This window comes from Thermaerobacter nagasakiensis, assembly GCF_055396825.1.
In genome coordinates this window covers 626,937-645,913 of sequence record NZ_AP043740.1, presented here as the reverse complement: position 1 = coordinate 645,913, position 18,977 = coordinate 626,937, and the positions used below count along the sequence as shown (strand labels likewise).

At 71.6% G+C, this 18,977-nt stretch carries 18 protein-coding genes and 1 tRNA gene; 4 read left to right on the top strand and 15 right to left on the bottom strand.

The features are described from left to right. The first annotated feature begins 406 nt into the window (after positions 1–406). Positions 407–1,018 (top strand): Fur family transcriptional regulator, encoded by a 612-nt coding sequence (locus ACZ5T9_RS02865; protein ID WP_464833757.1) that lies wholly within the window; start codon positions 407–409, stop codon positions 1,016–1,018. A 312-nt stretch (positions 1,019–1,330) separates the two neighbouring features. Here the strand turns inward: ACZ5T9_RS02865 and ltrA are convergent, their stop codons facing one another. The 3 genes from ltrA to ACZ5T9_RS02850 form a co-directional block, all read right to left on the bottom strand. Further along, a complete protein-coding gene (gene ltrA / locus ACZ5T9_RS02860) occupies positions 1,331–2,623 on the bottom strand; it encodes a group II intron reverse transcriptase/maturase (RefSeq protein ID WP_464834381.1) in 1,293 nt (430 codons plus the stop codon). A 656-nt stretch (positions 2,624–3,279) separates the two neighbouring features. Next, the gene (locus ACZ5T9_RS02855) at positions 3,280–4,215 is read right to left on the bottom strand and encodes a S1C family serine protease (RefSeq protein ID WP_464833755.1); all 936 of its coding nucleotides are present in this window, start codon (positions 4,213–4,215) and stop codon (positions 3,280–3,282) included. Positions 4,216–4,356: 141 nt separating this feature from the next. Beyond that, a tRNA-Arg gene (locus tag ACZ5T9_RS02850) sits at positions 4,357–4,431 on the bottom strand. A 582-nt stretch (positions 4,432–5,013) separates the two neighbouring features. Here ACZ5T9_RS02850 and ACZ5T9_RS02845 point away from each other — a divergent pair. Beyond that, complete coding sequence (locus ACZ5T9_RS02845) at positions 5,014–5,451, top strand: DUF7990 family protein (protein ID WP_464833753.1); 438 nt, start codon at positions 5,014–5,016, stop codon at positions 5,449–5,451. A gap of 92 nt (positions 5,452–5,543) precedes the next feature. Further along, the gene (locus tag ACZ5T9_RS02840; protein ID WP_464833752.1) at positions 5,544–6,098 is read left to right on the top strand and encodes a hypothetical protein; all 555 of its coding nucleotides are present in this window, start codon (positions 5,544–5,546) and stop codon (positions 6,096–6,098) included. 13 nt (positions 6,099–6,111) lie between these two features. On the opposite strand, the gene ACZ5T9_RS02835 is transcribed toward ACZ5T9_RS02840, so the two are convergent. The 7 genes from ACZ5T9_RS02835 to ACZ5T9_RS02805 form a co-directional block, all read right to left on the bottom strand. After that, entirely contained in the window at positions 6,112–6,519 is a 408-nt protein-coding gene (locus ACZ5T9_RS02835; RefSeq protein ID WP_006902881.1) for a hypothetical protein, read from the bottom strand. Positions 6,520–6,570: 51 nt separating this feature from the next. Next, positions 6,571–7,248, bottom strand: coding sequence for a hypothetical protein (locus ACZ5T9_RS02830; protein ID WP_464833750.1), 678 nt, complete (start codon positions 7,246–7,248; stop codon positions 6,571–6,573). Then, positions 7,245–8,276 carry an ArsA family ATPase gene (locus ACZ5T9_RS02825; RefSeq protein ID WP_464833749.1) on the bottom strand — a complete coding sequence of 344 codons (1,032 nt, stop codon included), beginning with the start codon at positions 8,274–8,276 and terminating at the stop codon, positions 7,245–7,247. The genes ACZ5T9_RS02830 and ACZ5T9_RS02825 overlap by 4 nt, the downstream gene beginning before the upstream one ends. 49 nt (positions 8,277–8,325) lie before the next feature. Further along, positions 8,326–9,342, bottom strand: a complete 1,017-nt coding sequence (locus tag ACZ5T9_RS02820; RefSeq protein WP_006902877.1) for an ArsA family ATPase — start codon at positions 9,340–9,342, stop codon at positions 8,326–8,328. 71 nt (positions 9,343–9,413) lie between these two features. After that, on the bottom strand, positions 9,414–9,713 hold the full coding sequence (locus tag ACZ5T9_RS02815) for a DUF7990 family protein (RefSeq protein WP_116899714.1): 300 nt from the start codon (positions 9,711–9,713) through the stop codon (positions 9,414–9,416). A 135-nt stretch (positions 9,714–9,848) separates the two neighbouring features. Then, a complete protein-coding gene (locus ACZ5T9_RS02810) occupies positions 9,849–11,621 on the bottom strand; it encodes a carbon starvation CstA family protein (RefSeq protein ID WP_464833747.1) in 1,773 nt (590 codons plus the stop codon). A gap of 621 nt (positions 11,622–12,242) precedes the next feature. Beyond that, complete coding sequence (locus tag ACZ5T9_RS02805; protein ID WP_464833746.1) at positions 12,243–12,917, bottom strand: hypothetical protein; 675 nt, start codon at positions 12,915–12,917, stop codon at positions 12,243–12,245. A gap of 389 nt (positions 12,918–13,306) precedes the next feature. Here ACZ5T9_RS02805 and accC point away from each other — a divergent pair, with 389 nt between their 5' ends. Next, positions 13,307–14,662: an acetyl-CoA carboxylase biotin carboxylase subunit gene (gene accC, locus ACZ5T9_RS02800; RefSeq protein ID WP_464833745.1), complete on the top strand. Its 1,356-nt coding sequence runs from the start codon at positions 13,307–13,309 to the stop codon at positions 14,660–14,662. 169 nt (positions 14,663–14,831) lie between these two features. On the opposite strand, the gene rpsI is transcribed toward accC, so the two are convergent. From rpsI to ACZ5T9_RS02775, 5 genes are all read right to left on the bottom strand, one after another. After that, complete coding sequence (gene rpsI / locus ACZ5T9_RS02795) at positions 14,832–15,269, bottom strand: 30S ribosomal protein S9 (protein ID WP_006902872.1); 438 nt, start codon at positions 15,267–15,269, stop codon at positions 14,832–14,834. 149 nt (positions 15,270–15,418) lie between these two features. Continuing rightward, positions 15,419–15,904, bottom strand: a complete 486-nt coding sequence (gene rplM / locus ACZ5T9_RS02790; RefSeq protein ID WP_006902871.1) for a 50S ribosomal protein L13 — start codon at positions 15,902–15,904, stop codon at positions 15,419–15,421. A 156-nt stretch (positions 15,905–16,060) separates the two neighbouring features. After that, positions 16,061–17,098 carry a tRNA pseudouridine(38-40) synthase TruA gene (gene truA / locus ACZ5T9_RS02785; protein ID WP_464833744.1) on the bottom strand — a complete coding sequence of 346 codons (1,038 nt, stop codon included), beginning with the start codon at positions 17,096–17,098 and terminating at the stop codon, positions 16,061–16,063. A 4-nt stretch (positions 17,099–17,102) separates the two neighbouring features. Next, a complete protein-coding gene (locus ACZ5T9_RS02780; RefSeq protein WP_006902868.1) occupies positions 17,103–17,894 on the bottom strand; it encodes an energy-coupling factor transporter transmembrane component T family protein in 792 nt (263 codons plus the stop codon). Continuing rightward, positions 17,891–18,970: an energy-coupling factor transporter ATPase gene (locus ACZ5T9_RS02775; RefSeq protein ID WP_464833742.1), complete on the bottom strand. Its 1,080-nt coding sequence runs from the start codon at positions 18,968–18,970 to the stop codon at positions 17,891–17,893. The genes ACZ5T9_RS02780 and ACZ5T9_RS02775 overlap by 4 nt, the downstream gene beginning before the upstream one ends. Positions 18,971–18,977: the final 7 nt, after the last annotated feature.

Here is an 18,977-nt window from a genome sequence, read left to right as displayed (position 1 = left end):
GGCGGGCTCCTGCCCGGCGGCCCCGCTCGGGGCGGGTGAACCGGCGGACCCGCAGCCCGCGCGGCCGGGTGGACCTGCGAGCACCGGAGGCCCGGTCGGCTACAAGCCGGGTCAAGGGACCGGCGGGGCAGGAGGATACAGGTATGGCATCGGGCGGTACCGCCGGGGCAGCCCTGGCTGCGGCGGTGCCGCCCGGCCCGCGACGGTGCCGCCCGGCCCGTGCCGGCCTGCAGCCGCCGGGCGGGCGTTTGCCCGCCCGGCGGTCGCCTGGCCCCGGCGGAGTCTTTGACGCTGGCAGCCGGTTCCGCCTATAATAGCGATAACGGTTGTATTTTTAGAACCGGTATCGAGTAGTTGGCCGAGCCGGGGGTGGCGGCGCCCCCGCCCGTTCCGTGGGGTGAGCCCGGTGACCATCCGCAGGATCCTGGAGACCCTGGCCCAGCACGAGTACCGCCTGACCTGGCAGCGGTGGGCGGTGGCGGCAGCGGTGGTCCTCAATCAGGACCGCCTGCTGACGGCGGAAGGGCTCTACTCCCAGCTCAAAAAGGATTGGCCGGACATCGGCCTGGCCACGGTCTACCGCACCCTGGACCTGCTGGTCGAGCTGGGGCTGGTGGACCGGGTGCAGGTGGGTGAAGGGCCGACGAAATACGGGCTCCGCAACGCCAACCTGGAGATCCGCCAGCAGCTGGTGTGCGAGTGCTGCGGAGAGGTCGCCCCCGTCGACGACCGCCAGCTGGAGCCGCTGTTCAAGCACCTGGCCCACACCAGCGGCTATCAGATCTCCGAGATCGAAATCAAGGTGACCGGCATCTGCCCGCGCTGCCGCAGCGCCGCACGCTCGGGCACGGCTTCCGGGGCCGCCGCTTCCCGGTCTCCCGGAGGCGGCAACACGGGAGCCTCCGCGGAGAGCGGGGATCAGACCACCGCCGCCCTGCCGCGACCCACAGGAAGCCCGGCACCCGTTCTTCCCGACGAACCCGGCGCGGGGCGCGCCCAGGCGGGGGCCGGCGCCTAGCGCGCCCGTACCTGCGGGATGGCCGGTGGCATGACCTGCCGGCGCTGCCACAGGCGGCGTGGCCGCTCCGTGGCCACGTGCCCCGGCCGCACCTCCCCGTGGGCCCCCGACCGGTCGGCCCGCCAACGGGGGCACGGGCCGCACCCACCGCCTGGCCACGGCGACGTGTGCCGCAGCATGGCGCCGGGTACGCCCCCAACGGGGGCACCGGCCGCACCCACCGCCTGGCCGGCCGGGTCCTCCGGCCGGCCTTGCCGTCGGGTGGCGAGGTTCCCGAATCGAGTAGGAGGGGCCGGTCACGGCCCCGTCCTCTCACACCACCCGGCATGCGGGTCCGCACCGGGCGGTTCGTCGAGCATGGCGAAGTTGGTGGTAGTACTGGGTCAGGCTCAGCAGCCCCTGGGCAAGCCAGTAGCGCTTGCCCAGGGCGCTGTTGAGCGGGCCGCCAGCCATGGCCCAATAACCCCGGCGCGAAAAGGCCCACTGCCGGGCCTTCCACTCGGGATGTCCCAGGGCGCGGAGTTCCCGCAAACGGGTGCGGGGCCGTTTCCATTGCTTCCAAAGGCACGCCTGCAAGCGTCGCCGGAGCCAACCTTCCACGGTATCGAGGAGGCTTGCCATGTCCGCAATCCGGAAGTACGCAAGCCAGCCCCGCAGGTAAGTGTTGATCCGGCGGATCCGCTCGGTCATGGAAACGGACCACGTCCGGCTGGTCAGGGTGCGAAGCCGGTCTTTGAGCCGCTGCACCGTTTGGGGGGCCACCCGCAGGCGGACGCCGTCCCGGCCGTGATACATGCTGAAGCCGAGGAACTTGCGTCGCCACGGCCGATCAACCGCGCTCTTTTGTTCGTTGACCTTGAGCCGAAGCCGCTGCTCGAGGAAGCGCCGTACGCCTGCCATGACCCGGTGCCCTGCCCGTTCCGAGCGGACGTAGATGTTGCAATCGTCCGCATAACGGACAAAGCGGTGTCCCCGCCGTTCCAGCTCTTTGTCCAGGTCGTCGAGAAGGATGTTGGCCAAGAGCGGGCTGAGGGGGCCGCCCTGGGGCGTCCCTTCTTCCGTCCGCACCTTCACCCCACCGACCATCACGCCGGCCTGCAGGTAGCGGCGGATCAGCATGCGGACGCGCTTGTCCGCGACCTTCCGCATCACCCGGGCCATCAGGACGTCATGGTTCACCCGGTCAAAGAACTGTTCGAGGTCCAGGTCGACCACCCAGGCGTACCCTTCCTCGACGTGCCGCCGCGCCGCTTCGACTGCCTGGTGCGCGGAGCGTCCCGGCCGAAAGCCGTAACTGTGCTCCGAAAAGTCGGGGTCGAAGATCGGCGTCAGCACCTGCAGCAAAGCCTGCTGGATCAGGCGGTCCAGGACGGTCGGGATACCCAGTAGGCGCGTGCCGCCCCCGGGTTTGGGGATCGCCACCCGGCGGACGGGCTGCGGCTGGTAGGTTCCCGCCAGCAGCTGGGCGCGTACCTGCGGCCACCGCTCCCGCAGAAAACCCCGCAGTTGTTCGACGGTCATGCCGTCGATACCCGGCGCGCCCCGGTTCTGCTCCACCCGTCGTAGGGCGGCCCCCATGTTCTCCCGGGCCACCACCTGCTCCATCAGGTCCACGCCACCACGTCCTCCGCGGGGAGGGGCGCCGGTCTGTCCCGGCCGGGTGCTCCGCTCTCACCCAGGCCCCGGTGGGATTCACCACCGCTTCCTGGGCGAGGCCCTCTCGGGTTGGCTGCTCTCCTCGCACCCGGCGCGAACGCGCCAACACCCTCCCGGACTCGACGTTCGGCCCTTCCTGCCGGCCCGGCCGGCGGTACTACGGCCTCTGCTGACTCCTGCCGGCTCAGCCGCGCCTTGCGGTCGCGGGTTGCCAGCTCCGCTGGCCTACCGGCAGGCCTCCCCGGGTAAGAGCGAGCACTTTCGTCGCACACCCGCCGCGTTTACAGCGCCGCCCTTCGGCCCATCTCGGGCTTCGCTGTGTTGTGCCAGCTCGCCCAGACGGCGCCGCCTCGCCCGCGGTTCCTGGTCGTCGGGTCGCGACTTTGCCTCCGGCTTCCTTCGGATCCCGCGTCGCCGCGGGCACCCTTGCCTTCGGCTAGCGGTTGTACGGGGCCACCCTCCGCAGGGGACTTTCACCCCTTAGCACTCGCCCATGCCGGGCGCACACAATGGCGGCGGCCGCCTCCCGGCGGCCGCCGTCGCATGGCCGGGCAAGCTTCCAAGACGCCCCGGGAAGGCGCCTTCTTTTCTGCGGCGGGATGCCGTCAAGACGCCGACGCCAGGCGCGGGATCTCCTCCACGGGGAACTCCAGCTCGATCAGCTCGCCACCCCGCAGCACCGTCAGCCGGGCCCGGTCGCCCGGCCGCCGGTACGCCAGCACCTTGCGGATGGTCCCGGCGTGGGTCACCGGCTGGTCGTCGGCGCGCACCACCATGTCGAAGGGCTTGATGCCCGCCCGCTTGCCCGGCCCGTTGTCGGCCACGTGGCCGACCACCAGGCCGCGGTCCACCGGCAGGGCGAAGAGCTGGGCCAGGGCGGGGTCCACCACGTCGGGCTGGCCCGAGAAGCCCAACCAGGGATGGGTGGCACGGCCGAACTCGATGATCTGGTTCACCACCCGGCGCACCACGTCGCCCTGCACCGCCAGGCTCATGCCGTGGGACCAGGGGATGCCGTTGACCCCGGCCACGGCGCCGTCCAGGGTGACCAGGGGCCCGCCGGTGTTGCCGGGGTGCATGGGCGCCTGGGTGACGATCAACCCGTCCACAGGAATGCGGTCGGGACGGTACAGGGTCATGTCCACGGTGCTGACGATGCCGAAGGTGGCGTTGAGCTGCAGGTTGAGAGGGTAGCCCGCGGCCACCACGAAGTGGCCCACCCGCAGCTCGGTCGTGGGCCGCCAGGTGGGAAGGGGCCCCGGGAACCGCTCGGCGAGCCGCAACACGGCGATGAAGTACACCGGATCCGACCCGACGACGGTGGCATCCACCTTGGTGCCGCCGGGCAGGGTCACCACCACCTCGGCGGCGTCGTCCACCGTCTGGGCGTTGCAGATCACGTGCCAGTGGTCGAAGAGGATCCCCGTGCCGAAGGCCGTGGTCTGGCGCTTGCGGTCGGTCCCTGCCACGTGGCAGAGGAACGGCCGCACCCGCTCCAGGGTTTCGACAATGGCCGTCTCCCAGCCGAACGGTTGCATCATGGCGATCGCCCCAACCCGTCGAGCCCGGCGCGCGCCGGGCTTTCGCGAAGTTACCGGGCCTTGGAAGGGAGGAAGCGCTACCGGCCCCAATGAACCAAGGGGCGGCGCCGGCCTGTCTTGCACCGGTCACCGCCCCTGATGTGCGCCCGGCAGGAATCGAACCTGCGCAAGACGTGGCTCCGGAGGCCACCGCTCTATCCGCTGAGCTACGGGCGCATGCGCGAGCGCCGGTGGCGCCCGCCGCGCTACTCATTATACCCCGCTCCGGGCATGATGCCAAGGGCTGCCCCGGACAAGGCCGGGCTTCCGGAGCACCGCGATCCACAAGCCGAGGGCCGCGAGGCCTGGCGGCGGGCGCGCCGCGCGTTCGGGGGCCGGCGTGCCCTGCGGCCTGCCCGCCGGCGTACCGCGCACCCCGGCGACCGGGTTGCCTCGCCGCCCCGCAGGCACACCGAGCGGCCCGCGGGCGGCGGACCGGCAGGACTCGCCCTGCGGGACGGCCGGTGGCGGACGCGGCCGGATACGCCCCGCCTCCACCGCGCGGGCGGCTTCAACCTCCGGCGGCTCGCCGGCGGAAGGACGGTGAGGACCGGCCCGCCCTGGACGTGGCCCGGACGGGTCCCGTCCGGGGATGGGCGTTCCTGGCAGGGACTGCGGCGCCGGCGCCGAATCGTCTTGTCAGGCCTGGTTCCAGGCGCGCGGGTGCGGGATGGATCGCCCGCTGGGCCGGTCCAGCCCGGCGGCCCGGGCGGGCACCGATCCCGGCCGGCCACCTGCCCGGCAAGGAGGATGGAGCTCATGGCACCCGCAAGCGGGTTGCCGGTGCAACCGGCACATCCCGGCCGCCACGATGCCGGTGCAGCGCAGGGTCGCGCGCCAGCCGGCCACCATCACCACGGCACCGGTCATCAGCACGGTGATCCGCTGTTGCGCCGGCACGGCCAGCCCCGGGCCCACAGCTGGCTGGCCCAGCGGCCCACCACCTTCTGGGGGAAGGTCAAGCAGTTCGTCTGGGGCTTCCTCTTTTTCGACTGGTATCACGAGCTTCAACATGCCCGCTCCCAGTACAACGACGTGATGAACCTGGTGCTGTTCGGCGAGCTGTTGGGGATCCCGCTGATGAACTCGTCCATCGGGCTGCGGCTGCTGCCGTATGTCCTGCCCGACCTGGACGCCTGGAAGCACCGGCAACTGGAAGAGCACCTGGTCGAGGAGCATGCGCCCCACATCCATTAGGGGTCAGGGCTTGGAGCTTCGAGGAGCTTGCGCCCCCTGAGGGTGCCCCGGGGGACACGGCCCCGGTGGAACCGGCGGGTGAGGTGAACCCCGTGCCCGAACCGCTTCTGGACCGTATGGCGCTGGCCGTGGCCGTCCTGCTGGTCCTGTGGTGGGTGGCCGGCCGGCAGTGGAACCGGCACCGGGCGGTCCGGCTCGCCCGGGTGACCCGGGAAGCCATGGCCGCGCTGGGCGGCGACGTCACGCTGCGCGCCCTGGGTGGCGGCACCAGCGGCTTCATCATGGAAGTGGGCCGCCCCGGGCCGGGCACCCGCTCCGCCCAGATGCTGTGCCTCCTGGAGCCCCGCGATTTTCCCCTGGCCTGGGCCTGGACCCGCTGGCGCGGGCGGCGGGACCAGTTCATCCTGAAGATTGAGGCCACGGCGTCCTTGCGCCCGGCGCGCCTGGAGGGCCGGGGCGGGCCGGCGGGCGGATTCGGCCTGCGCCGGCTGCTGCTGGCCGCCACCCAGGCCGAAAGCCCCCATGTTCAGGTGAGCTTTGGTGTGGGGCCGGGCGAGGAAAGCGACATCCCGCGGGCCGTCCAGCTGGCGGCCGGGCTTGCCCGGGGCGAGCTGCAGCTGGCGGCCCGGGGACAGGATCCGGCTTGAGATGCCACTGCTCTTATCCCGCGGCCTGGTCTTCGCCCAGGCACGATGCCAGGAGGCGGTCTATGGCCTCGTAGCCTTCATCCAGCCGCACGCAGCGGCCCGAGGCCACCAGGGCCACCTGGCCGGTGCCGATGCCGTACCGGGTGGCCAGCCACATGCCCCTCAGGGAAGTCAGGGGAACGGTGACCACCTGCAGCCTCCAGCCGAAACGGTCCGCCAGGTGAGCCACCAGGGACTCCAGCTGCCGCTGCCGCGCCTGTTCCTCCGGCGGATAGTCCTGGGTCTGGTCTGCAGGCCACTCCAGGCCACAGCCCGCTCCCCAGCCCATGCCGCGCGGGCACATCTTGTAGATGAGGGGAAACAGGCCGACGATCTCCACCCGCAGGGGACGTCGCCGGCTCTTCCTGTCCAGGGTCGCCACTTTCCCGTCCCTCCCTGGCACACCGGCTTGGCCCCGCCCGCGCCGGATTCCTTAATGGCACCGCCACTCCGCCAGCAGGGCCTCCCAGGCAGCCTCCAGGTCGCCCGGCTCACCGCCTGGCGCCGCTTCCAGGCGGATGTACAGGCGGCGGCGAGTGAAGCTGCACTCCAGCACCAGCGCGCGGGCCGGCCGCCATCGCCCGGGGAACCCGCGCCGTACAGCACCTGCGGCCCACCAGCCTGGGTGGCCGTCCAGCAGGCAGCTACCCGTGGCGTCGATCCGGCCGAGCCCCCAATCCCTGGCGGCGGGGCGGCCACCGCCCCTCTTTCCTGATGCCCTTGCCTGCGCTCCGCCCTTTCCAGGCCGGGGGCCAGCGTTCCGCCCGCCGCGCCCCGCTGCCGACGCCGCCTCCGCCGCCGGCGTCCCGGGGCCGGCGCCCACCGCTCCGGCCGGCGTGACCTGGAGGAAGAGCTCCGCCCGCAGTGCCACCCTGCCCCCCGTCCCGGTCCGGGCAGCCAGCCACCAGTGGCCGCGGCCCGCCGTGGCCCAGCTGACGCCATCCCGCACGTGCCAGCGGTCGACTTCGGGGGGGAAGGCTCCGTCCCCCAGGCGCCATCCGGCCGGCACCCCCAGCAGCAGCAGGTTGCACGTGCCGAAGACCACGCTGCGGACGGCCAGCAGGTGGGGCCGGGCGGCATCCAGCCCGGCCCCCTGGGCCCCCGCGCTCACCCGGTCACCTGGGCCAGGGCCCAGTGCTGGTCGGGATCGAAGAGGTCATCCACAGCCTGCTTGAGGGCCTCCAAGCCGTGCACCTCGCTCTTGTACAGGGGCAGGAAGGCGCGCACCAGGTCGCCCAGTTCCCGCTGGATCTGCTCCAGATAGCCCGCCTGCTCCTGGTACTTGTTCAGAAGGTACTCGTCGCCGCTGGCTTTCTCCACCTCTTCGCCGCGAATGACACCGTTGACCAGGACCCCGCCCACGGGAATGTCATAGGCGCGCACCATCTTGATGAAGCGGGTGACCACGGAGATGGGCAACGCCAGGGGCAGGGTGACGAAGAAGAAGGCGGTCAGGTTGGGGTCGACCAGCAGCCGCTTGACCGCCTTGAACCGCTCGTCCATGGCGATCAGGTCGGCCAGCATGGGGTCCTTCTTGACTTCTTCCATCACCTTTTCCTTGCGGAAGCTCAGCTGCACCCGTAGCGAGAGCGCCTCCTTGCGCGACTCGATCATCCGCTGTAGCCACAGGCCGTAGATCTTGGACAACCCGATGAGCCGCACGGCGTTGGCCACCGCCGCCGTATCGAGCACCAGGATGTCGTACTCCTGCCCTTCCCGCAGCATGATGTCGACCATCTTGTCGAACATGGCCGACTCTTCGAAGGCTGGGTTCGTCACGGCGATGTCGACGAAGGGCTTGGCATCGACGGGGATGTCCGCATACTTGAGGAATTCCTTCACCCGCTGGCCGATGTTCTCCCGGTAGCGGGCCACCACGTCCGAGGCATCCACCTCGACGGCATGGAGGTTGGGTACGCCCTGTACCGGGCGCACCTGGCCGCCCGACAGGTCCTGGCCGAACACGGACGTCAGCGAATGCACGGGGTTCAGGCTGGCCAGCAGGGTGCGCTTGCCCTGCTCGGCAAAATGGTACGCCAGGACGGCGGCACAGATGGTCTTGCCCACACCGCCCTTGCCGCCGGTGAACACGAATTTCAACTGGGGGTGCTCCTGCAAGAAGGCTCCGATGTGCTGCACCCGTGGTCACTCCTTTGCGGCTCCCCAGGCCCCGCCCGGGCCCCGGCCGTCAGGCCTCCAGGGCGATCTCGCAGTTCATCAGGTAGCGGGAAGCCTGCTCGATCATCTCCAGCCCCTTGGGCTCCCGGGTGAACATGGGCACCACCGATTGCACCCGGTCGCCGAACTTGCGGGCAATGTCGGCCAGGTGCTGCTGTTGCATCAGGACCCGGTTCCGCAGGTACTCCGACGTGCCGGGGCGATCCAGCAGCTCCCGCGGGTACACCTGGTTGACCACCAGGCCGGACATCTCCATGCCCAGGGCGTGGAACATCGCCAAAGCCCGCTCCGTGTCCAGGATCGCCATCTTTTCCGGGATCAGCACCATGAAGAAGGCGGTGCGGCGGCGGTCGGTGATGAGGTCGGTGAAGGCCTTGATCTTGTTGCGGATGTCGATCAGTTCCTGCATCACCGCGTCCTCATGGCCCTTCTCGCCCTTGAGGGTCGCGGCAATGGCATCGTACTCGGCCACCTTGGAGCGAGCCTCGGTGATCTTCTCCACCCATTTGGAGAGAATGTCCGCCATGGCCACCATGCGCACCCCGTGGCCGAAGGGCGGCATGTCGAAGATGTAGATGTCGTATTCGTGGGCCGCCACCAGCTCGGCCATGGCATCGTAGGTGGCGGACTCGTACATGGCCGGCTCCGCGGAGGTGGAGTCGATGTACTCCTCGATCTCCCGCGGCACCTCGTCCAGGCCGTACATGTCCTTGATCTTCTGTTTCACCGACGCCTGGTAATCGGCCACCCGGCGGTCCGCGTCGATCTCGACCACGAACAGGTTGGGGGCCACCTCGATCTCGCCCAGGCCGTAGAAGTTGCGCTCGAAGATGTCGCTCAGCGAGGCCTGGGGGTCGGTGCTGAAGAGCAGCGTCCGCTTCTTCTTCACCTGGGACATGTACCAGGCCAGGGACGAGCTGGACGTGGTCTTGCCCAGGCCGCCCTTGCCGGCAAAGATGACGATCTCCACGTCGGGGTGCTCGTTGAAGTACGACTCCAGTCCCCGGGGCCGTACCAGGGTGGGCATGCCTCCACTCCTCCCTTTCAGCGTCTCCGGCGGCACCGGCGCCAGGCCCTCGCCAGGAGTCCCGCTCACCCTCAGTAGATGGCGTCGGTGAAGTCCCGCTCCCGGAAGACCCGCTGCTTCCACGACTCGATGTTGGGCACGGCGTACGGCAGGATGCGCAGGCTGTAATAGGGCGGCAGCACGGGGATGCCCAGCATGTCGCCCAGGGTGATGAACATGAACAGATGCTCCAGGTGCATCCGGGTGCGCAGCGCCGCCGTGACGTTGCCGTGGCTCGCCATGCCGTACATGACGCCCCGGAGCTTGGTCAGGAACCCGGCCTTCTGCTCCTTGCGGGCGCCGTTGGCCGGCCCGTCCTTGCGACCCAACATGGGCATGCGCCTCCTTTGTCGACCTTAGCCCGGCCCGGCCGGTGGAACCGGCCCGGCCGCCGGCACGGATGGCGGATCCGGCGGCGGGCCCTGCCCCCGTGGCAGGGCCCGCCACGACGGCCGCCTCGGTGCCGGTCAGTCGCCCGGTGCCGCCTGCGGCTGGGCCAGCAGGCCCGCCTTGGCGCGGCCGTACGCCTGCAGCGTCAGGATCGCCATCCGCAAGCCGAGGACGAAGAGCACCACGCCGATCAGCACCGACGCCCAGTCGATGATGTTGGCGACGGTGGGCGCCAGGGTCTTGAGCGGGTCCTGGGTCAGCGTCTTGGCGGGCCCGCCCAGGGCGGCCTGGAGGAAGCGCACCGTCTGGACGGCGATGGCCGCCAGCGTGGTGACGATCATGAACAGGGCCGGGAGCAGGGTGTAGCGGCTGGGCGCCTTGACCCGGGCCAGGTGGATGGTGATCAGCATCAGGGCCAGGCCGGCCAGCAGCTGGTTCGACCCGCCGAAGAACAGCCAGATGTTGTTCCACGAGCCGCTGACCGCCATGATCCACGGCAGCAGCAGGCCGATGAAGGTGGCCACATGCTTCTGGGCGAGGATGCTGTCCCCGAACACCTCGACGGAGACCAGGCGCCAGAAGCGGGTGACCAGGGCCTGGACGGTGATGGCGTAGATGACCAGCACCGTACCGAAGAACACGCGGATGGCGTTGTCGGACATGAAGGCGCCGAGGATCGGCTTGGTGATCAGCGTCGCCCCGAACACCCAGGAGCCCACGCTGGCGCCGCCCAGCTCGGCGATGCGCTCCGGGCTGAGGACCATGTAGGAGGCCAGGGAGACCAGCGCCAGCAGGCCCTCGCCCAGCATGGCGCCGGCGCCCACGGGGTGGGCGTCGGGCTCGATGTCCAGCTGCTTGGCGGTGCTGGACGAGCTGACCAGGCTATGCCACCCCGAGATGGCACCGCAGGCGATGGCGGTGAACAGTACAGGCCACATGGGGTTGCCACCGGCGGCAAAGCTGCCCTTGGGCCCCCAGAAGCCGACGTACGCCGGCTGCGCCAGGGTGACCCCGGTCAGGGGGGTGACCAGCGCGCCCACCAGGATCACCAGCACCGCGAACATGGCGGGGAAGAAGGACACGTAGTTGAAGGGCTGGATGAAGGTGGGCAGCGGCAGGATCGAACCCACGTACAGGATGACGCAGCACAGCGCCGCCCAGAGCCAGACGTTGAAGTTCAGCGCGCCCTGGGCCGTCAGGTTGAACTTCACCGCCTGGCCGAGGCTGGTGGAACCCAGCCAGAAGGACAGGATCATCAGGGCGAAGGCGATCAGGGTCACCGCACCCACGTTCATCCGGCGCTTGTACAGCAGCTGGCCGCAGATCACACCGGTGAGGATGATGCCAGCGGTGGCCACGAACGACCCCGCGAAGGTGTTCCAGAAGACGGCGATCAGCTGGATGAAGGTGGCCGAGATGATCAGCAGGTAGAACAGGATGAAGCCCAGCAGGGTACTGCGTCCCGCGGCCCCGGTGAACTCGTAGGTGATCGGGCCGAAGGACCGCCCCTGGTTGCGCACCGACAGCATGATGGCCCCGTAGTCCTGGAGCCAGCCGATGAAGAAGTTGCCGAAGATGATCCACAGCAGGGCGGGGACCCAGCCGTACTGGATGGCGATGAAGGGTCCCAGGATGGGCCCCAGGGCGGCGACGCTCTTGTACTGGTAGCCCCAGAGCACGTAGCGGCTGACGGGGAAGTACTCGACCCCGTCGGTGTACATGTGGGCCGGCGTGGTGCGGTTGGGGTCAGGCCGCCAGACCGTGCGGTCGTACCAGCGCCCGTATCCCCAGTAGGCGATGCCGTAGGCGATCAGCGCCAGCACCACGAACATCGCCGGCGAGTTGAGCATGGCCCTCTCCCCTTTCCCCTCGAGCCGCGCGCCGCCCGCGGGCGCGGCTCCTGCGGGCGATGCCGTCTTGTACCTTCCGCGGGCCGGGGATGATGACGGGCCATGACTCCTGCTGGGATCGACCGCCCGCCGGCGACCCGGTGCGGGCCGCCCTGCCGGCGCGGGCCTTGAGCCGCAACCGGCGGCGGGACGGCGGCGGATCGCGGCCTGGGTGGGCGCCGGCGATGCCGCCCGGCGGCGATGAGCCCGCGGAAGGCGAAACTCCGGGCTCCGATACCGGCCCCCAGGGTACCTCCCGGCGGCACTCCCCGGGTGGCCGGCGCAGGCCCGGACCTCAGGCTGGTGGTCTCAGGCGCCGGTCAACCGCCCCGCACCAGCCGGACCGGCCCGAGGCCGGGCCCGCCGGCAGCCGGTGCCGGGCGACCTCCCACCTCCCTGCCTGGAGCCCCGGCCGGCGATCCCTCCCCCAGCGGGGACCGGCGGCGGGGCGCCTTTCCCGTCTCAGGACCCGACCGGTTCGTGCGAAACCGGTGCCCTGGTCCGGTTTAGCGGTGGATTTCGTCGAGCGGAAGGAAGTTCCTGCTCCGCGGCGGTCCGGACAGCTCGCCGGCCCCGCCCCCGTCAATGGAGGAGCCACCATACGGGCACGCCCGCCAGACCCGCCCCCGCCCTCTCCTGGGGGCCGAAGCCGGCCAGGTTGGCCGGCAGAACCACCGGGGCAGGCACGGGTTCTTCCAGCTGCCGCAGGAGCTCCCGCCGCACCCGGGCCAGTTCCGCCCCCAGGCGGGGCGGGACCTGGTGGTCCCCCTGGAGGCCTGCGGGCATGATGACCGGCCCGGCCGCCGCCGGGGCCCAGGTAGTCACTCGGGCCCAGGCCCGGGCCCATCGAGGCGGCGCCGTCAGGGTATCCCAGGGGAGCAGCACCCAGCGGGTGCCGGCCCGCCGGCCGGCAGCCTCCACAAGGGCTTGCAGGTGCTCCGGGTCCCGGGCCGTCACGCCCTGGAGGACCGTCCCCCACAGCGCTGCCACGGCAGGAGCGGGCACCGGCGAGACCAGCACCCGGGGTGCCGGGTGGCGGCCCGCCGGTCCGGCTTCCGCCCTGCGGAGCTCGTCGCCGTCCAGTTCGTCAAGGCCTGCTAGGTAGGTTATGGTATAACGGTCCGGCACGAGCCGGCCGGCGGGCCGGGGAGGAACCGGGCCGCCGCCCGGGGGACGCAGCCCGGCGGCCGGCAGCAGCCAGCGGTCCCCGGGCTCCCACGGTACGGCGGGGCGGGTGGAAGCCTGACGATCGGCCATCGTGCCATCATCCTTCCCGTTCTGTCATGGCGGTGCCGCCGCTCCTCGCCGCGGTGCCGCCGCCCGGTTCCCCGGCCGGCCGGGCCCCCGGCGAAGGGCCACCGCTGGAGCAGGCCGCTCCGGCGGCCGCCGGGGCGGTGGTCCCGGGCCGCAGGCCGCGCAGGCAGGCCGGCCACGGCTTGTTCAGCTGCCGACCGGCGCAGCGCCGCCTGCCGGCACCGCGGGCGGCTGCCGGCCGTCCCGGCTGCCCCCGGGACGGCGGGGGTGCCCGTAACAGCCCGCCCGACCGGGAACCTGTTTTCAGCATGGTGCCGGTCCGCGGCACAGGCAAGGACCGCGGCGCAGGAAACGCCGGCCCGGCTGCGAACCTTCACGGGGAGGTCGAGGCCATGTTCCAGAAGATTCTGATCGCCAACCGCGGCGAGATCGCCGTGCGCATCATCCGGGCGTGCCGGGAGCTGGGCATCCGCACCGTGGCGGTTTTCTCGGAGCCCGACGAGGACGCCCTGCACGTGGCCATGGCCGACGAAGCCTACTGCATCGGCCCGGCCCCGGCCACCCGCAGCTACCTTCACATCCCCAGCCTCATCGAGGCGGCCAGCAAGGCCGGCGTGGACGCCATCCACCCGGGCTACGGCTTCCTGTCGGAAAACGCCCACTTCGCGGCCGTTTGCAAGACGTGGGGGATCGAATTCATCGGCCCGCCCCAGGAGGCCATCGAGACCATGGGGCTCAAGTCCCTGGCCCGGGAGGCCATGCTGCGGGCGGGCGTGCCCGTGGTGCCCGGCAGCGAGGGTACGGTGGAGGATGAAGACGAGGCCCTGGAGATCGCCCGGCGCATCGGCTACCCGGTGCTGGTCAAGGCGGCGGCGGGCGGCGGCGGCCGGGGCATCCGGGTGGCGCGGAACGAGCAGGAACTGGCCCAGGCCATGGCGTCGGCCCGGCGGGAGGCCGAATCGACCTTCGGCAACGGCGCCGTCTACCTGGAGAAGTTCCTGGAGGAACCCCGCCACATCGAGATCCAGGTGATAGCCGACAAGCACGGCCACACGCTGCACCTGGGCGAGCGGGAGTGCTCGGTACAGCGGCGCCGGCAAAAGCTGATCGAGGAGGCGCCCTCGCCGGTGATGACGCCGGAGCTGCGCCAGCGGATGGCGGAGGCGGCCGTCCGCGCGGCCGAGGCGGTGGAGTACGTGGGCGCAGGCACGGTGGAGTTCCTGGTGGACCGGGACGGCAACTTCTACTTCATCGAGATGAACACCCGCATCCAGGTGGAGCACCCCGTCACCGAGATGATCACGGGCATCGACCTGGTCAAGGAGCAGATCCGGGTGGCCGCCGGCGAACCCCTGTCCTTCACCCAGGAGGACGTGGCCTTCCGGGGTTGGGCCATGGAATGCCGGATCAACGCGGAAGACCCCGGCAACCGCTTCCTGCCCTCCCCCGGCACCATCACCGCCTGGGAACCGCCGGCCGGTCCCGGCGTGCGCCTGGATGCCGGCTTCCGGGCCGGTTCGGTGGTCCAGCCCTTCTACGATTCCCTCGTGGGCAAGCTGATCGTCTGGGGGCGCGACCGGCAGGAGGCCATCGCGCGCATGCAGCGGGCCCTGGCGGAGTTCCACATCGACGGCATCCGGACCACCATCCCGCTTTACCAGGAGATCCTGCGCCGCGACGACTTCCGCCAGGGCCGGTTCCACACCCGCTGGCTGGAGGAAGAGGTGCTGGCCGGACCGGCAGGCTAGGCGAGCCATCGAGCCGGGAAAGAGAGCCGGCGCCCGGCGGGTTCGACCCGCCGGGCGCCGTGTTGCGACGGATACCGTGCCGTGCCTTTTCCCGGGCAATGGGATCCTGAAGAACCCGGCCGGCGGGAGTCCCCTGCCGGCCCGGCCCCGCGGGCATGCAGCCCGGGGATCAGCGCTTGGAGAACTGCGGCGCCTTGCGGGCCTTCTTGAGGCCGTACTTGCGGCGCTCCTTGACCCGGGGATCCCGCGTCAGCAGCCCCGCCTGCTTCAGGGGCTTGCGGTAGGACTCGTCCACGCGGAGCAGGGCGCGGGCGATGCCGTGCCGCACGGCCCCTGCCTGGCCGGAGATGCCGCCGCCGCCCACCCGGGCAAGCACGTCGTACTTGCCCAGGGTCCCCGTCACCTTGAGGGGGCGCTCCACTTCGGCTCGCTGGGCAATGGTGGGGAAATACTCCTCCATGGGGCGGCCGTTGATGATGATCCGCCCGTCTCCCGGGATCAGGCGGACCCGCGCCACGGCCTCCTTGCGCCGCCCGGTGCCCCAGTAAACGGCTGTGGTCGCCACCTTCTCACCTCGCTTCCCGCCGAACCTGTGCCACACGCCCATGCCGTCCTCGTCGCGTGCTCGCAGCCGGTCGCACCAGGTCACCCCGGAGGGTGACCACCGGCCGGACCCGCTCCAGCCGTGGGTCCGGGCCGATTCCGCCCGTCATGGCGGAGCACCGGCCGGCGGGCCCGCGGCCCTGGCGGAGCCGGTTAGCCGTCCTGGCCGGCAGCCGCGCCGCCGTCCCAGACCGGCGTGCCGTCGCTACGCAGGACCAGGGGGCGCGGCTGCTGCGCCTGGTGAGGGTGCTCCGGCCCGGCGTAGACGTGCAGCTTGCGGAATTGCCGGCGCCCCAGGGCGGTGCGCGGCAACATGCGCCGCACGGCCAGTTCGACCATCCGCTCCGGCCGGGTCTCCAGCAGGCGCCGCGCCGTTACGGCACGCAGGCCGCCGGGGTAGCCGGTGTGGCGGTAGTAGACCTTCTTGTGGAGCTTTTCGCCCGTCAGGCGCACCTTGGCAGCATTGACGACGATGACGTGGTCGCCCGTGTCCACGTGGGGCGTATAGATGGGCTTGTGCTTGCCCCGCAGGATCTTGGCCACCTGGCTGGCCAGACGGCCAAGGGGCACGCCCGCAGCGTCGATCACATACCACTGCTGCTGCACGTCCTGGGGGCGGGCCATGAAGGTGGTCCGCATGGTGTTGCCTCCCGTCGTTCCGGTCCCGGGGCGAAATCAAGAAAGGAGCCCGCGGCGCCGCCGGGGCCGTTATGACGCCAGGAACCCGATAAAAACAGCATTTTCTATGCTAGCCGGAGGTCTCCCGGCTGTCAAGGGAACACGACGCCGGGCGTATCAAGGCCGGGAAAGGCCGGGCGGGGCGCCGGGCCAGGGAGGTCCCTCCGCCACCCAGTCGTCGTACTCCACCCGCCACAGGACCAGGCCGTGGGCCGGCGCCGTGGGTCCGGCCAGCTGCCGCCGGCCCGTGGCCAGCAGCATGTCCACGTGGCCGGCGGGCCAGCGTCCCCGACCGATCTCCACCAGGGTACCCACGATGCCGCGGGCCATATGCATCAGGAACCCGTCGGCTTCCAGCACGATCCGCAGCAGCGGGCCGTGTTCCTCCAGGCGGCAGCGATAGAGGGTGCGGCGGGTATTCCGCACCGGAGATCCCGCCGCCTTGAAGGCCGCAAAGTCGTGGTGGCCCTCCAGGCGCCGGGCCGCTTCAGCCATGGCCGCCGCGTCCAGAGCCAGCGGCAGATGCCACTGCCACCGCCGGTGCAGGGGGTCCGCCACGGGCGCCCTCCACAGGTGGTACACGTAGGTCTTGCGCCGGGCGGCGTACCGGGCGTGGAACCCCGCCGGCGCCTCGCCGGCGGCGACGGCCACCACGTCGGGCGGAAGCAGGCCGCGCAAGGCCGGTACCAGGCGTTCCGCAGGGAAGGGGCGGGCAGTCTGCCAGTGGATGACCTGGGCCCGGGCATGCACGCCGGCGTCGGTGCGGCCGGCGGCGGTGACCCGCACGGGATGGCCCAGCAGCCGGGAGAGAGCCTCTTCCACCACCTGCTGGACGGTGCGCCGGCCGGCCTGGCGCTGCCAGCCCGCGAAGTCGGTGCCGTCATAGGCCAGCACGGCCCGCAGCGTCCGCTGGCCGCCCGGTACCGGGCGATACCCGGCGCGGGGGCCGGCGGGCGCCTTCCGGGGTCCGCCCGGTGCCGGCACGGGCTCCCGGGGCGTGACGCCGGAGCCTGCGGGTTCGCCCCGCCCCGCCCCGGGCGAGGAAGCCACCGCGGCCCTCGCCCCTGCGTCACCGGGCAGGGCGCCGGGACTGCAGGGGCCGGGCTCGGCGCGGCAGCGTTCGTCCTGGTGGCGCTGGTCCCAAGGTCCCGGCATCCCTCTACCGCCCCCACCACAGGGTCATCCCAAACAGGACGGTGGCCAGCGCCACGGCCATGGCGTCGGCCCGCCCCGGCCGCAGCTCCCGGTAGCGGGTGCGCCCCGCACCGCCGCGGTAGCCGCGCGCCTCCATGGCCAGTGCCAGGTCATCGGCGCGGCGGAAGGCGCTGACGAACAGGGGGACCAGCAGGGGAACCAGCGCCCGCAGCCGCTGCACCGGCCCGCCGCGGTGGAACCGGGCGCCCCGCGCCAGCTGGGCCTTCATGATGCGGTCCGCCTCTTCCGCCAGGGTGGGGATGAAGCGCAGGGCAATGGTCATCATCATGGCCAGCTCATGGGCAGGCACCCTTCGGCCCAGGCGCCGCAGCAGCGCCTCCAGCCCGTCGGTCAGGGCGATGGGTGAGGTGGTCAGGGTCAGCAGGGAGGCGGCCGCGACCAGCAGCAGCAGCCGGACCGCCAGGCGCAGGCCCAGCTCCAGTCCCTGGCGGGTCGCCACCAGCGGTCCCAGATGGACCAGGGGATCACCCGGCACGGCCACCAGATTGAGCACCAGGGTGAGCGCTGCCAGCCAGGCCATGGGCCGCAGGCCGGCCACCAGGTAGGCCAGCGGCAGCCCGGCCACCAGGGTGCCGGCCAGAACCAGGGCCGCCAGGAGCCCGTAGGCGGCCCACTCCCGGACCAGGAACAGCACCACGGTGTAGCCCGCCAGCAGGGCGATCTTGGTGCGGGGGTCCAGCCGGTGGACGAGGCTTTCACCGGGGACGTACTGGCCGACCAGAGGCTCGGGGATCACGGGCCTCCCTCCTCCGCCACGGGCGGCCCGGGGATCGCGGCGGGCCCCGGGTCGGCCTCCCTGCTCTCCTCGGGAGCCCGCCGGTCGCCGGCCCCGGCCTCGCCCGCCGGGCCCCCCTGCGTCCCGGCATCTCCGCTCCCGGTCCGCGCGCCCGATACCGGGGCGCTCGCCCCGTCAGGGGCGGAGGGGCGACCCTCCCCGCCGGCCACGGGCCCCAGCAGGTGCGCCACGGCCAGGAGCTCAGCCTCGGCCTCGTCCAGGCTCACGCGCCGGGGGTTCACCGGCAAGCCCCGCCGGGCCAGCTCGCCCAGCAGCCGGGCCGTGGCGGGCGGCCGCAGGCGGCACTTGGCCAGCAGGGCTTCATCCGCCAGCACCTCGCCCGCAGGGCCGTCGGCCACCACCCGTCCGTCCCGCATCAAGACCACGCGCCGGGCCAGGGCGGCCACCTCGTCGACATCATGGGATACCAGCACTACCGTCAGCCCCGCGTCCCGGTGGAGCCGGTCCAGCAGTTCCACCAGGGCTGCTCGCCCTTGGGGGTCCAGGCCCGCGGTGGGTTCGTCCAGGACCAGGGTCCGGGGCATCATGGCCAGCACACCGGCGATGGCCACCCGCCGCATCTGGCCGCCGCTCAGGCTGAAGGGCGAGCGGTGGGCCAGCTCCGGATCCAGGCCGGCCAGGGCCATGGCCCGCTGGACCCGCGCGGCCACCTCCTCCTCGGCCAGCCCCAGGTTCCGCGGTGCGAAAGCGATGTCGTCCCATACCGTTTCGGCGAAGAGCTGCTGCTCGGGAAACTGGAAGACCAGGCCCACCCGGCGGCGCGCCTCGGCCAGCCGGTCGTCGCGGTCGCGCCCGGGCGCCCAGAGATCCAGGCCGTCCACCTCCACGCGCCCGCGGGTGGGACGCAAGAGGCCGTTGAAGTGCTGGACCAGGGTGGACTTGCCGCTGCCGGTAGGCCCCATGATGGCCACCCTTTCCCCGTCTGCGATGGCCAGGTTGACCCCCTTGAGGGCCTCCCTGGCGGCATAGCCCGCACCGCCATAGACGTGAACCAGCCCCTCGACGCGAATGGCCATGGCCCCT

Bases quoted from the DNA above. Each gene is read 5' to 3' on its own strand.
- ACZ5T9_RS02845 (WP_464833753.1), top strand. From the start codon at position 5,014: ATGGCACCCGCAAGCGGGTTGCCGGTGCAACCGGCACATCCCGGCCGC.
- ACZ5T9_RS02815 (WP_116899714.1), bottom strand. From the start codon at position 9,713: ATGTTGGGTCGCAAGGACGGGCCGGCCAACGGCGCCCGCAAGGAGCAG.
- ACZ5T9_RS02775 (WP_464833742.1), bottom strand. From the start codon at position 18,970: ATGGCCATTCGCGTCGAGGGGCTGGTTCACGTCTATGGCGGTGCGGGC.
- rplM (WP_006902871.1), bottom strand. From the start codon at position 15,904: ATGCGGACCACCTTCATGGCCCGCCCCCAGGACGTGCAGCAGCAGTGG.
- rpsI (WP_006902872.1), bottom strand. From the start codon at position 15,269: ATGGGCGTGTGGCACAGGTTCGGCGGGAAGCGAGGTGAGAAGGTGGCG.
- truA (WP_464833744.1), bottom strand. From the start codon at position 17,098: ATGCCGGGACCTTGGGACCAGCGCCACCAGGACGAACGCTGCCGCGCC.
- accC (WP_464833745.1), top strand. From the start codon at position 13,307: ATGTTCCAGAAGATTCTGATCGCCAACCGCGGCGAGATCGCCGTGCGC.
- ACZ5T9_RS02820 (WP_006902877.1), bottom strand. From the start codon at position 9,342: ATGCCCACCCTGGTACGGCCCCGGGGACTGGAGTCGTACTTCAACGAG.
- ACZ5T9_RS02855 (WP_464833755.1), bottom strand. From the start codon at position 4,215: ATGATGCAACCGTTCGGCTGGGAGACGGCCATTGTCGAAACCCTGGAG.
- ACZ5T9_RS02805 (WP_464833746.1), bottom strand. From the start codon at position 12,917: ATGGCCGATCGTCAGGCTTCCACCCGCCCCGCCGTACCGTGGGAGCCC.
- ACZ5T9_RS02810 (WP_464833747.1), bottom strand. From the start codon at position 11,621: ATGCTCAACTCGCCGGCGATGTTCGTGGTGCTGGCGCTGATCGCCTAC.
- ltrA (WP_464834381.1), bottom strand. From the start codon at position 2,623: ATGGAGCAGGTGGTGGCCCGGGAGAACATGGGGGCCGCCCTACGACGG.